Source organism: Pseudoduganella sp. GW821-FHT05F09 (assembly GCF_059419605.1).
In genome coordinates, this window is sequence record NZ_JBWKSD010000001.1 from 172,062 (window position 1) to 186,085 (window position 14,024).

A 14,024-nucleotide genomic window follows, 5' to 3' on the forward strand; every position below is an offset into this window, starting at 1 on the left:
GGGAGCTCAAACCATTTCACCCGATGATAGCGTCTGTAATTCGGTCGGGGTGAGTCCGAATATTCAAAGTTTGGTACCGATTAGTATTGTTTTGATAGTCGTTGAGATGGCCGGCATATAGCGTGGATAAGGCTTCCGGGCCAGAAAGATAAAATTTGACCAGGGCGAAATATTTCTATAAATTCCTGTTGGGATAATTGAAGTATTATTTTGAGGATACTACATTGAAAGTTATTTCTCAGTTTGCCTTTGTTTTTCTCTGCATTTATGGGAATTCCGCTTTTGCCGAAGAACGTGATATCCAACAGGTGATCGTGCCCGGGGATAAGTGCGATGGCTATGATGGAGCGATGAAATACAATTGCCAAAACGGACGTGATATCTACTACGATGCGGGTGGCAGTGGCACTCCTTCAAATGGTGGCGGCGGCGGAGGTGGTACTCCTGCCACACAAGAACAGCTAAAACCGCCAGCCGCAGCAGACTCGGGAACTTCCGCAAAGACCTGCAACCCGGTTATCTTGTCCACTGGCGAAAAATTCAAGGAGGAAGTGGACTACATTGCGCACGGCGCCTATGGACTTGGGGTATCCCGAACTTATCGCAGTAAGCAGGCCAATGGCGCAATGTTTGGGCCTAATTGGATGTCGAGCATAGAGGTTCCTCGGGTGATGTTTACCTTGGCAGGCTGCTCGGTCAAGCAAACTGGAGACTGCATTCCGGAGACCGTGACTATCTCTCAGCCGGATGGAACCAAGTTCACCTATAAGTTCAGCAATATTGTGCTGGCTGGCGCGATGTCAGCCGCTGAGAAGACCAGGGCCAGCCGAGCCCGCAACCTCATCAAAACGTCCGGAAAATCTGCCACCACAATGGCGGAAGGCGATACCTATGTTTATAACGTCGGTGGTTCAGCCTCTACCGGAGAGCTTTGGTATACGCCGAATAACAGCTGGATACTAATTAAGGACGAAATCGAATACTATTATGATGCAAGCGGCTACATTATCAGCGTACTTGAAAACAGTGGTGTGGGCGTCAGCTATACCTACGTTAATGGCACCTCCCGCGTGGATAAAATCACCCATACCAACGGCAAATTTATCCAGTTGACGTACGGCAGCAATGGACGCGTCAGTACGCTGAAGGATACGTCCTCCAAGATCTGGACCTACGGCTACAACACCAATGGAATGCTGACCTCGGTTACCGCGCCTGTGCAAGCCGGCCAAACCGCCGACGTCCGCGGTTACCTCTACGAAAACGCCGATCCGACTTTATTAACCGGCATTACCATCAACGGTGTCCGCTACAGCACATACAGTTACTATTCCGACAAGCGCGTCAGCCAAAGCTCGCTGGCAGGCGGCGAAGAGAGCGACAGCTTTGTCTATGGCACCAACAAGACCACGGTAACCAATGCACTCGGCCAGCCCACGGTGTACAACTTCACGACGGTACTGGGCGAGCAAAAAATTAGTTCCGTGGAGCGCACGGGTACTTCGACCTGCGGCGCTTCCAGCGCGAGCACCTTCTACACAGCCCAAGGTTATATTGACTACACGCTGGACTGGAAAGGCAACCGCACGCAATACAACGTCGATGGCGCCGGCCGGATTCAAAGTGTGACGACCGCCTTTGGCACGGCCGACGCCCTGAAGGTGACCAATGTCTGGTCCGGAAACCAGATCGACCATGTCGATTACATCGGCACGAACGGGGTTGCCTATGCGCGTACCACCTACGGCTACCACAACTCCGGCGTGGCGAACGGCCGCATCGCCAGCATCACGATGGACGACCTGAAGACCGGCAAGCAGAAGAAGACCACGTACGCCTACACCTTCAACGCCAACGGCACCATCGCCACCAAGACCATCACGCGTACCCTGCCTGCGGGCGCCTCGTCGGTCACGACGATCACCTACGACGCCTACGGCAATATGGCGACGAGCACGAATGGGCTGACCCAGCAGGAATCCTGGAGCAACTATGATGGGCTGGGACGCCCAGGCACGTACACCGATATCAATGGCGTGAGCACGACCATGGTGTTTGCGCCGAATACCAATTTGCTCAGTACGACGCTGACTGTGCCTGGCAGCGGGACGCGAACGACTACCTATACCTATAACAACAACAGGCAGGTCACCGACATCAATTTTGGCGATGGCCGCATCAAACGCTACCGCTACAACGCCGCTACCAGGCTCTACCAGACTGGCGATGCACTCGGCAAGTTCGTGACCGTGGCAATCAATGCCCCTAATAAAACCGTTACCGGCAGTTCGGAACGGCATGTCGCCGCCGGCAGTACGCCGACCGCCTCTGTATCCGGCAGCTTCAGCGCCACCACCGCGCTCGATTCGCAGGGCCGGCCGTACACGGCGTCCGGCAACGCCGGCCAGTTAGTGAACTACCGCTACGATCTCAACGGTAATCTGGAGAGCGTGACCGACGCGGCCAGCCACGTTACCCGCTACGAGTACGACGCGCAGAACCGCCTGACCAAGAGCACGGCTGCCGATGGTGGCGTGACCACGCTTTCCTACGACAACGACGGCATGCTGGAGTCGGTGCAAGATCCGCGTCTGCTCACGACGAGCTACAGCTACAACGGCTTTGGCGATGTGGTCTCGCGCACCAGCCCCGACACCGGCACCACCACCTACGCGTACGACAGCATAGGCCGGCTGTACACGGAGACGCGGGCGGACAACGTCACCATTACCTACGGCTGGGACAAGCTGGACCGGCCCACCACGCGCACGAGTGGCGGCACTGCCAACATCTTCACCTATGACGAAGGCATCTACGGAAAAGGCAGCCTGACCCGCACCAACGACGGCACGGGCCAGATGACCTTTACCTACAACGCCGCCGGGGAGCTGATCAGCAAGGCCAATGAAATCTACGGCAGCACCTACACGAACGGCTGGACCTACGACACGGTCGGCAGGGTGAGCACCATGACTTATCCGTACGGCCTGGCGCTGACGTATGCCTACGACAGCTATGGCCGCGTATCCGGCATCACCAGCAACCTCGCTGGCGCATCAGCCACGCTGGCCAGCAACTTCCTGTACCAGCCGGCGAACTCGCAGCGCTATGCCTGGCGCTTCGGCAATGGTTTGCCGCGCCTGGTGACGCTGGACACGGACGGCCGCATTGCGCAGATGAGCAGCAGTGGCGTGCACAATGTCACGCTCGGTTATAACAATGTGGACCTGATCAACAGCCTCACAGACGGCGTGTACAGCGCCATGACCTCCGGCTTCGGCTACGACGCAGCGGACCGCGTCAACTCCGTAACCCGCAGCAGCGACGCACAGAGCTTTAACTGGGATAGCGCCGGGAATCGTACCAGCCAGAGCCGGCAAGGCACGGCCTACACGTTCACGCCTGACTCGCAAAGCAACAGGCTTGCATCCTGGAGTGGCGGCGGCAAGTCGCGCAGCTTTGGCTACGATGCAATCGGCAACGTCCACACCGAAACGCGCACCGATGGCAACCGTGTCTACGACTACGACTTGTTCAACCGGATGAGCGCGGTCACCATCGGCGGCGTGCAAGTCGGCGACTACCGTTCCAACATTTATAACCAGCGCGCTTACAAGAACATCGGCGTGGGTACTGCTTATGTTTATGGACCGCAAGGAGAGCTGTTGACCGAAACTGGCGCCACGCCAACCAGCTACGTCTGGATAGGGGGCGAGTTGCTGGGAATCGTGCGGGGCGGCCAGTTCTACGCCAGCCACAATGACCACCTGGGCCGGCCCGAAGTGCTGAGCAATACTGCCGGTGCAGTCGTGTGGCGCGCGGAAAACGCGGCGTTTGACCGGAAAGTAGTGGTTGATACCGTAGGAGGAATGAATGTTGGCTTCCCTGGGCAGTATCTCGATAATGAAACTGGGTTGTGGTATAACTGGCACCGTTATTACGACGCTGCACTTGGCCGCTATCTCCAGAGTGATCCGATCGGCCTTGCGGGCGGTATCAATACCTATGCATATGTTGATGGAAACTCATTGAACAGGATTGATCCGACGGGGTTAGAACAATGTGATATTGATGCTGCAGAGAAGACCGCAAGAGAGCGCCTCCCTAATATGAATTTTGGTAAAGGTTCGCCAAAAGTCGACTACGCCGGAATGGGATGGTACGGACAAGCTCAAATTCCAGGACGGGAAGAAGGTTTTGACGGCTATATACACCTAAATAAAATGTTTCTCAAGCCACTAGATGCGAAAATGCAATTCAAAGTACTGGAAACCTATTATCACGAGGTCGGACATTTTACGTGGCAGGAAGCGTATCACGATGTAATCTATCCTTACGCCGCCAGGAATGCCGAGGCAAGTTGGGAAAGATTCCAAGCCGTGCGCAGTAAGCTCTGCAAATGTGCAAAATAATGTTGTTTTCATCTTCATCTATAAGTTGCAGAGTCCGGGTGATGCTTCTCGTTATATTTGTCACCGTCTGCTCGTTTCGTGTCCACGCTGCTGCTGTTGAGGAACAACCCACGCCCAAAGTGCCAATAACGTGCTTGTTGATTGAAAAGGCTTCGATTGTTATCAAGCGGTTTGATGAGCCGCCTTATGGGCAGGCCAATGTGGGGCACCAGATAGGTGTGGGCAACCGAAATGTATTGTCTATTCGAGCATGGGAGGACTTGGCTGACTCTGACACGTCGCAACTGTGGAAAGCAACATTGGAGTTTGCGCCTATAACTGCTGCCATGACTTTAGGTGAAGTTAAGCATATTCCTGTGTTGCGTAGTTACTTCACGTACGGGGGATTGTTCTGGTTGAATGGCGGGGGTTACGTTTGGGGCGAAAATACTATTCGCCAAGTCGATTTAATCAGAACGAAAACAGGGTTCGAGGCAGTGATCAATGGCCCCATTGCTGCCACAGCTGCGCTTAGCAGTGCCCCTACACGTACGACAGGCGTATGGCGGTGTAATGTCATTCGGCGAAAAGTTACGCAACTTGACCTATGGGAGGGGAAGCCGGGAACGAAATTTGAGTCTTTCCACCCAGCTAAAACGCTACGGCCGGTTGACCACCTGTAATGGTCAAAGTGGATGCGCTTGGCGCAAGGTGGGCGCATCCATGTAAACTGCGAGCGTGCGGGGCTCCAGGGGCATCGACAGATGTGTCATCTAATCGCTATACTTGGCATCGAATCGATATAGTTAAGAAGTTTCGCTAATAAATTATGGGAAATGATGAAGAAATCTCTGCGGCAATTGCTTAAGGATGGCTTCACAAAAACCAGAAGTGAACAATACGACGAAATGTCACGAGGCGAAAAAATAGGCTACTGGATATTTTGTGGTGTCGTTTTTTCTTTAGTCTTGATAGGTTGGATTATTGCATCGTGGCAATCATTGAGGTAAGGTGCCGACATGACTAGTTCCCGAACGGAGGTCCGATGCTGTTAAACATAGAGTTGAGAGTGCGTGTCCAGACCAAAATTGCTCGTATAGGGCTTGCGCAACATCTCACGCCGTCAAAACCGGGTTATTCGAGGTGGCCTTAGGTAGGGGCGCTGATTTAATCTGCTGCTGGCGGCTCCCTGGCCGACAAGCTTGGGGGAATATCTACCTAACTTCATGCGAGACATGAGGATGCAATCGAGCTTAACAAAGCCGCGTGCCCCCGTCGTGCATGTCTTGATCCGGGGACGCGAGCGCCCGCCACGTGTGGCGGGCTTGGACTACGTCGTGCAGTGATTTACATGCCTGGCGCCGGCACTTCCGGAATCGGGTTGCGCAGGCTCAGGTTAATCATGTTCCAACCCTTGATGACGGAGATGGCGTAGGCCAGTTCGGCCACTTCGGTGTCGTTGAAGTGCTCGCGCAGTTCGGCGTAGGCCTTGTCGGTGTCGTCCTTGTGCGGCAGGGCGTTGACGGCTTCCGCCCAGCCCAGCGCGGCGCGTTCGCGGGCGCTGAAGAAGGACAGCGGGGCTTCGCGCCAGCCGGCGATGGCGTTCAGGTGGCGGTAGTCCGCGCCTTGCTTCACCAGGTCGCGCCAGTGCATGTCGATGCACATGCCGCAGCCGTTGATCTGCGACACGCGCAGATTGACCAGCTCCACCAGGCGGGCGCCCAGCGAGCTTTGCTTGACGGCGCCGGACAGGGCGATCATGGCCTTCAGTGGAGCAGGGGCCAGGGTGAAGAATGGGATACGTGCGCTCATGATGGTCTCTCTTCTCAGTGTGGGGCAACGCCCAGTGCGCTGCCTTCATACTCATAAGACGTGCGCCGCCGCGCGCTTGTGACAGCTTTTTCAAAAAAAATCAAAAACTTCGCAAAAACACTCACGAGGATGCGCAAACCGCAGCGCGTGATTGAGACATAATCGGCTCCATCCCATCGTCCGTCTGCAAGGTATCCCGTGGCCCGAACTTCCCCCTCCATCCTGATCGCGGCGTGCTGGCTGGCCGCCGCCAACCTCCATGCCGCCGAAGTGCGCGACTTGTCCGGCCAGTGGCGCTTCGCCATGGACCGCGCCGACGAGGGCATGGCCCAGGGCTGGTACGGGCGCGACCTGGCCGGCAAGATCGCCATCCCCGGCATTTTGCAGGCGCAGGGGCAGGGCGACGAGATCACGGCCAAGACGCCTTGGGTGCTGTCCCTGTACGACAAGAACTGGGACCAGCGTGAGGACTACAAGCGGCACACGGCGCCGGGCAAGGTGAAAGTGCCTTTCCTGTCCCAGCCGCCGCGCCACTATCTGGGCGCGGCCTGGTACCAGCGCGACGTGGAAGTGCCCGCGTCCTGGCGCGGCAAGCGCGTGGCGCTGTTCCTGGAGCGGCCGCGCTGGGGCTCCACCGCCTGGGTGGACGACAAGAAGCTGGGCTCCAACCTCAGCCTGGTGGCCGAGCACGAATACGACCTGGGCCTGCTGGCGCCGGGCAAGCACCGCGTGTCCATCCGCGTGGACAACCGCATGCTGATGGCCTACCGGCCGGATGCGCACAGCGTGTCCGACTCGCTGGGCATGAGCTGGAACGGCATTATCGGCAAGGTGGAGCTGCGCGCCACCTCGCCCGTGTGGCTGGACGACGCACAAGCCTATCCCAATGTGCAGGACAGGTCGGTGCTGCTGAAGGTCCGCATCGGCAACGCGGCCGGGCGCGCCGGCAGCGGCGTGCTGACGGCGAACGGCGTGGCGCACCAGGTCAGCTGGGGCGAGGGCGGCGGCAGCGCCGAGATCAAGGTGCAGTTCCCGGCCGGCGCGCAGACCTGGGATGAGTTCCACCCAGCGTTGCACAAGATCCAGCTGCGGCTGAAGGGCGGGGCGGCGGACGACGCGCGCGAAGTGCGTTTCGGCTTTGCGCAGATCGCCGCGCGCGGCAAGGACTTTGTGCTGAACGGCCGCACCCTGCTGCTGCGCGGCACCCACCACGGCGGCGACTTCCCGCTCACCGGCTATCCGCCCACCGACGTGGCCTATTGGCGCAAGATCTTCCAGATCAACAAGGACTGGGGCATCAACCATATCCGCTTCCATTCCTTCTGCCCGCCGGAAGCGGCCTTCCAGGCGGCCGATGAACTGGGCATGTATCTGCAGCCGGAACCGGGCATGTGGAACGAGGTCTCGCCCGGCACCGCCATGGACAAGATGCTGCACGAGGAAACCGAGAGGATCATCCGCGCCTACGGCAACCATCCGTCCTTTGTGCTGCTCAGCCCCGGCAATGAACCCAAGGGCCGCTGGAAGGAGGCCTTCGACCAGTGGATAGCGCACTACCGCGTGGCCGATCCGCGCCGCCTGTATTCCAACGGCACCGGCCACACCGAGAAGGAAGTGCCGGGCCTGGGCGAGGGCACGGACTTCCTGGCCATGCAGCGCATCGGCCCCAAGCCGCTGCGCGGCAACAAGGGCTGGTTCGGCAGGGACTACGGCGACTCGCTGGCCGAGATCCATGTGCCGGTGGTGTCGCACGAAGCCGGGCAATGGGTGGCGTATCCGGACTTCAGCGTGATCGATAAATTCAAGGGCTATCTCCAGCCGGGCAACTACGAGATCTTCCGCGACTCGCTGGCCAGGCACGGCATGGCCCACCGCAACAAGGACTTCGCCTACGCTTCCGGCAAATTCCAGCTGAACAGCTATAAAGAGGACATCGAAGCCAATCTGCGCACGCCCGGCATGATGGGCTACCAGCTGCTGGACCTGCACGACTACCTGGGCCAGGGCACGGCCCTGGTGGGCCTGCTGGACACCTTCTGGGAGCCCAAGGGCTACGCCACCGCCAAGGAATTCCGCCGCTTCAACGGCCAGACGGTGCCGCTGGCGCGCGTGATGAAGCGGGTCTACACCGGCAACGAAACGCTGACGGCCGAGGTGGAAATCGCCCATTTCGGCGAAAAGGCGCTGGCCAATGCGCGGCCTTACTGGAAGCTGGTGGACCCGGCCGGCAAGGTGGCCGCCGGCGGCGACTTCCCGCAGCAGGCCATTGCCATCGGCAAGAACATCAAGCTTGGCACGGTCACGGCGGCGCTGTCCGCGCTGCCGGCGCCGCAGGCCTACAAGCTGGTGGTGGGCCTGCGCGGCATGGATGTTGAAAACGACTGGAATATCTGGGTCTATCCGGCTCCGGCTGCTGCGGCTGCTCCGGCTGCGCAGGACGGCGTGCTGGTAACGCACAGCTGGCCGGCGGCCGAGGCCAGCCTGGATGCGGGCGGCAAGGTGCTCTACCTGCCGCTGGCGGCGGACCTGGACTGGAACTCGCCGCCGTTGGACGCGGTGCCTGTATTCTGGAACCGCCTGATGAGCCCCGCCTGGGGCCGTATGCTGGGCGTGTGGGTGGACCACCGCCATCCCGCGCTGGCGCAGTTCCCCACCGAGTCCTTCAATGACTGGCAATGGAACGAGCTGGTGGCGGGCACGCGCGCGCTGAACCTGGACCGCCTGCCGTCCGGCCTGCAGCCCATCGTGCAGCCGGTGGACGACTGGAACCGCAACTTCAAGCTGGGCCTGCTGTTCGAGGCGCAGGTGGGCAAGGGCAGGCTGATGGTGGCCAGTACCGACCTGGAGCGCGACCTGGACCGCCGCGTGGTGGCGCGCCAGCTGCGCAGGTCGCTGCTGGACTATATGGCCGGCAGCGGCTTCAAGCCGCAGGCGGTGCTGACGGCGGCGCAGCTGCGCTCGGTGCTGTTTGACACCCAGGTGATGAAGAAGCTAGGCGCAACGGCGGTCACGGCGGCGGGCGGGCGTGATATCGCAAACGCCGCCAACGCCGCCAACGCCATCGACGGCGACCCCAACACCTTCTGGACTGCGGACGGCAAGAACGGCGCGCCGCGCGAGCTGGCGCTGGCCTTCCCGCAGCCGGTGTCGTTCACCGGCCTGGTGCTGATGCCGCGCCAGAACCACCGCGACCACGAGGGCGACGTGCGCGAATACGTCGTCCACGCCAGCGACGACGGGGAGAACTGGCGCGAACTCAAGCGCGGCGCGCTGGTATCGACCTTCGAGCAGCAGTCCATCGATTTCGGCCAGGCGGTGACGGCGCGCCAGCTGCGGTTTACGGCCCTGTCCGGCTTCGGCAGCGACACCTCCAGCTCGCTGGCCGAGCTGGCGCTGCGCTACACCGGCCCGGCGCTGCCGCCCAACGAAGGTCCGCTGAGCTACAAGCGGGTGAAGTCGGCATCCAGCGACATCGACGAGAACCTGCCGGCAGAGGAGAAGAAGAAACCGGCCCGCTAGAAACTGTTGTGGCCGCTTAGCATTTTCGCTAGGATGGGGGAAAGAGGAGGGATCATGCTAGCGCCTGCCATGCCTGTGAATGAAGCGACGCGCGTCGCCACGCTGAACGCGCTGCCCTTGCTCGACGCCTGCCCCGAGGAGCGCTTCGACCGCCTGACCCGGCTGGCCAAGCGCCTGTTCCAGGTGCCGGTGGCCAAAGTGACGCTGGTGGCGTCCGACGCGGTGTACACGCTGTCCTGTTCCGGCCAGCTGGGCGCGCCAGTGCCGCGCGAAGTGTCGTTTTGCGGCCACGCCATCCTCGGCGACGACATCCTGATGGTGCCGGACGCGCGCCTGGACGCGCGCTTCCACGACAGTCCGCTGGTGCAGGGCGAGCCCCATGTGCGCTTCTACGCCGGCTGCCCGCTGTTCGCACCCAACGGTTCCAAGCTCGGCACGCTGTGCCTGATCGACCACGTGCCGCGCACCATGGGCGAGGAAGATGTTGCTCTACTGCATGATCTGGCCACGATGGTGCAGCAGGAGATGGCGGCGGTGCAGATGGCCACCATGGACGACCTGACCAAGCTGTCCAACCGGCGCGGTTTTGAGATGCTGGCGCAGCAAGCCATCCACGTGTGCCTGCGTATGAAGAAGGCGGCCTCGCTGCTGTTTTTCGACCTGAACCAGTTTAAGGAAATCAACGACACGCGCGGCCATGCCGAAGGCGATCACGCGCTGGTGGCGTTCGCCGACGTGCTGCGCCATGTGTTCCGGAACAGCGACCTGATCGGCCGCCTGGGCGGGGACGAATTCGTGACCCTGCTGCTGGACGTGAGCCAGAGCGACACCCGGGCCGCCATCGAGCGGCTGCGCACAGCGCTGGAGCTGCACAACGCCGAGGAGCAGCGCGGCTACGATATCTGCTTCAGCGTGGGCCAGGTGGATTTCGATCCGCTGCGGCACGACACCATCGCCCGCATGCTGGCCGACGGCGACGCCGAGATGTACCGCAACAAGGCCGAGATGCGGGCACAGCGCCTGCCGCCGCAGTAAGGACCGGGCGGCCTCAGGCGAAGCACGAGCCCCAGCCGCGCTGGATCTCCTGCTTGGCGTAGCGGATGGCGGCATCGACCGCCAGCGCGCTGTCGGCAAAGGCGTCCGCGCGCGGCGTGCTCCAGGCCGTCTTTCGGTTGCCGCGCGAGATGCGGCATTGTGGGCGCCACTGGGTTCCCATCTTCACGGCGCTCGCTTCGATCATGAAGTTGCGGAAAGTGGCGTGCTGTATGGTTCCGTTTTTCATGGTGTTCTCCCTGTAGGACAACATCATCTCCCGGGACGGCCGGCGCGTCGGTGCGCAAGCGCACGGAGCCCGCTTAGTCCATCCGCTAATCCATCCGCTTGAGCATGGCGCGCACCTCGTCGGCCTGGGCGAATTGCATATCGCCAGCCATCAGGTGCTGCAGCTCCTTGCGCGCGCCGTCCTTGTTGCCGGTCTTGTACAGCGCCACCGCCACGTGGTAGCGGATGTCGCGCGCCTGCGGCGCCAGCGCACTGGCTTTCTGCAGGATGGCCAAGCCGCGGCCGGCGCCGTCCGGCTGCTGCTCCACCAGTATCCAGCCCAGCGTGTCCATCACCGCCGGCTTGTTGCCGGCCAGCTGGAAGGCCTGCTCGGCAGTGGATAGCGCGCGCTCGTCCTTGAGTTGCTGGTAGGTCCAGGCCTGGTTGTTGAGCGCCTGGACGTTGTTCGGCTCCAGCTTGAGCACGCTCTCCAGCTGCCGGGCCGCCTGCGGGTACTGCTTGTCCGCCATCAGCGTTTCGGCGCGGAACAGCAGCACGCGCACATCCTTGGGATGCTTCTCCAGCCATTGCGCCAGGCGCGCCTCGCCGTCCGGCTTGCGCCCAGCCATGCGCATGCCGTGCACGGTCTTGACCAGCAGCTCGCTGCTTTTGGCGTTGGCCCAGGCTTGCTCGTAGGCGGGCAGGGCCTGCGCGTAGCGGTTCTGGCTGACCAGCACATCGCCTTCCAGCTGGAAGCCGGCCGCCGCCTTCGGATACTGGCGCTGCAGCTGGCGCGCCATCAGCACGGCCAGCTCATGCTGCCCGTTGCGCACGTACAGCTCGGCCTGCGCCACTTGCGCGGCCGGGAAGTCCGGCTGCATCGCCAGCGCGGTTTTCAGCTGGTCCTCGGCCGCCGCCGTGTTCTTGAGCAGCATGTGCAGCGCCGCCACCTGCATGTGCACGGAAGCCGAGCGCGGCAGGGCCGCCGCCAGCTTCTTGTAGGTCTCCAGCGCCCCCACCAGCTCGCCGCTGGCGATCTGGCTTTTGCCCAGCAGGTCCAGCAGGTCCGGGTCGCTCGGGTTACTCACTTGCACCTTGCGCGCCAGCGAAATGGCTTTCTGCTTGTCGCCGATTTGCAGGTAGTGCGACAGCAGGCGCACGGAAGGCGCCACCGCGTCCGGGTAGGCCGCGCTGGCCTGCTCCAGCCAGTGCGTGGTGTCTTCCTGGTTGCCGGTGCTGGCGGCCAGAGCGGCCAGCGCGGTCATGGTTTCCAGGCTGTTCTTGTTCTTGGCCAGGAAGTCCTTCAGATGCCGGCGGGCGGCGTCCGGCTGCTTTTCGCTCACGTCCAGCTGCGCCAGGTTGGCCACGGCGGGATAGTAGGCCGGGTCCAGCTGCAAGGCTTTTTCGAAGCAGGCGCGGGCGCGCGCCGCGTCCTGCTTGCCGAGATAGACCAAGCCTTTGAGCTCCTGCACCGCGGCCACGGCCGGGTTGGCCTGCTCCAGCGCCTGCACGGCGGCATAGGCCTGTTCGTAGCGGTGCAGGCCCAGCTCGGTGCGCACCAGCGACATGCCGGCGTACTGCGATTTGGCGTCCAGCCGGGTGGCATGCTGCAAATCGCTCAGGGCCTGGTCGCGCTCGCCTTTGCCCAGCTTGCTCAAGCCCAGCTGGGTGCGCAGATTGGCCGCCTTCGGGTCGAGTTCGCTGGCCTTGGCGTAGTACTCGGTGGCCTTGCTGAAATCGCGGATCTGCATATAGGACTCGCCGGCCAGGGCCAGCAGCTGCACGTCCTGCTGGCTGTCCTTGATGATGGGGGCCAGCACGCTGAGCGCATCCGGCGACTGGCCGGTGCGCAGCAGGGTGCTCGCCAGCATCTTGCGCGCATACACGTTTTCCGGGTGCGCCTTCAGGTAGACGCGTAAATGTTTCTCGGCCGAGGGCAGCAGGTTCAGGCTGAAGTCCGCCGCGCCGGCCAGCAGCACGCTGGGCATGTGCTCGGGCGCCGAGTTCAGCACCGTCTGCAAGCCTTCCTTGGCGGCCGAGTGCTTGCCTTGCGAGAAATCCAGCAGGGCCTGGGTGTAGCTTACCAGCAGGCTGTTGGGCGTGGTCTTGGCGGCGGCGGTCAAATCGGCCTGGGCCTCGGCGAACTTGCCGATGGCGATCTGCAGATAGGCTTTTTCCACGTGGGCGGTGCGGTGCTGGGGGAAGACCTGCAGTGCCTTGTCGTACATGGCCAGCGCCGCCTCGTACTGGTGCTGGGCGCGCAGCAGGTCGCCCATGAACATCAGCGCTTCGGTGCTGCGCGGCGCCGCCGCCAGCGCCTGGCCGGCATAGGCGCGCGCGGGTTCCGGGCCTTGTTCCAGGAAGGCCACCCGGCCCAGGCCGATCAGGGCGGTGGAGTAGCCGGGCTGGCGCGCCAGCGCCGCTTCGAACAGCTGTTTGGCCTCGGCGCGGTGGTCCTGGGCCAGGTGGGCGTCGGCGCGCACGCACAGCAGGGCGGCGTTTTGGCCGTCGTCGGCCTGCCCGGTCTCGTCCAGCGCTTTCTTGAACTGGCCCTGCAGCACCAGCGAACGGCCCAGGATGGGCATGGTGTCGACGGGGTTGTAGCCGAGGTTGATGGCGCGGCGGATTTCCTTTTCCGCCGACAGCGCTTCGCCGGTTTCAATATACAGTTGCGCCAGCGCGAAGCGCGCAGGGGCGTCCACCGGATCGGCCTCGACCGCGTTTTTCAGTTCGATGCGGGCCGCGTCCAGGTCGCCCTTCTGGTGGTGGGCCTTGGCGCGCGCCAGCAGTTCGGCGGTCGTGTGTTGCTGGCAGGCGGCGAGGCTGGCCAGCAACACGGTAATTGCCGCCAATTTGTTGGTTCGGTGTAACATATATTCCCGCAAAGGTAAGATAACACGGCGCCGCATGTTGGCATGTTTGCCATTCTCCAGCAATATGGCCGTTGCGGCAACCCGAGCGGTATGCCGATCCGCTGTCGGTATTCTTTACAGTTTGGTTGGCTGTCCCGCGTTGCGGGGAGACTAAGCACCTGATTTAAAA

At 61.6% G+C, this 14,024-nt stretch carries 7 protein-coding genes; 4 read left to right on the top strand and 3 right to left on the bottom strand.

The annotated features are described in order from the left end of the window. Positions 1 to 224: 224 nt before the first annotated feature. Positions 225 to 4,412, top strand: a complete 4,188-nt coding sequence (locus AC07S4_RS00640) for an RHS repeat-associated core domain-containing protein (RefSeq protein WP_494984756.1) — start codon at positions 225 to 227, stop codon at positions 4,410 to 4,412. Positions 4,413 to 4,453: 41 nt separating this feature from the next. Next, the gene (locus AC07S4_RS00645) at positions 4,454 to 5,074 is read left to right on the top strand and encodes a hypothetical protein (RefSeq protein ID WP_494984757.1); all 621 of its coding nucleotides are present in this window, start codon (positions 4,454 to 4,456) and stop codon (positions 5,072 to 5,074) included. Positions 5,075 to 5,738: 664 nt separating this feature from the next. Here the strand turns inward: AC07S4_RS00645 and AC07S4_RS00650 are convergent. After that, positions 5,739 to 6,203, bottom strand: a complete 465-nt coding sequence (locus AC07S4_RS00650) for a carboxymuconolactone decarboxylase family protein (RefSeq protein ID WP_494984758.1) — start codon at positions 6,201 to 6,203, stop codon at positions 5,739 to 5,741. A 198-nt stretch (positions 6,204 to 6,401) separates the two neighbouring features. On the opposite strand from AC07S4_RS00650, the gene AC07S4_RS00655 reads away from it, so the two are divergent. Continuing rightward, the gene (locus AC07S4_RS00655; RefSeq protein WP_494984759.1) at positions 6,402 to 9,722 is read left to right on the top strand and encodes a DUF8487 domain-containing protein; all 3,321 of its coding nucleotides are present in this window, start codon (positions 6,402 to 6,404) and stop codon (positions 9,720 to 9,722) included. A gap of 54 nt (positions 9,723 to 9,776) precedes the next feature. Next, positions 9,777 to 10,757, top strand: a complete 981-nt coding sequence (locus AC07S4_RS00660) for a sensor domain-containing diguanylate cyclase (RefSeq protein ID WP_494984760.1) — start codon at positions 9,777 to 9,779, stop codon at positions 10,755 to 10,757. Between the two features lie 13 nt (positions 10,758 to 10,770). Here the strand turns inward: AC07S4_RS00660 and AC07S4_RS00665 are convergent, their stop codons facing one another. Together AC07S4_RS00665 and prsT are read right to left on the bottom strand one after the other, a co-directional pair. After that, complete coding sequence (locus AC07S4_RS00665; RefSeq protein ID WP_494984761.1) at positions 10,771 to 11,004, bottom strand: hypothetical protein; 234 nt, start codon at positions 11,002 to 11,004, stop codon at positions 10,771 to 10,773. A gap of 85 nt (positions 11,005 to 11,089) precedes the next feature. Further along, a complete protein-coding gene (gene prsT / locus AC07S4_RS00670; RefSeq protein ID WP_494984762.1) occupies positions 11,090 to 13,834 on the bottom strand; it encodes an XrtA/PEP-CTERM system TPR-repeat protein PrsT in 2,745 nt (914 codons plus the stop codon). Positions 13,835 to 14,024 lie beyond the last annotated feature (190 nt).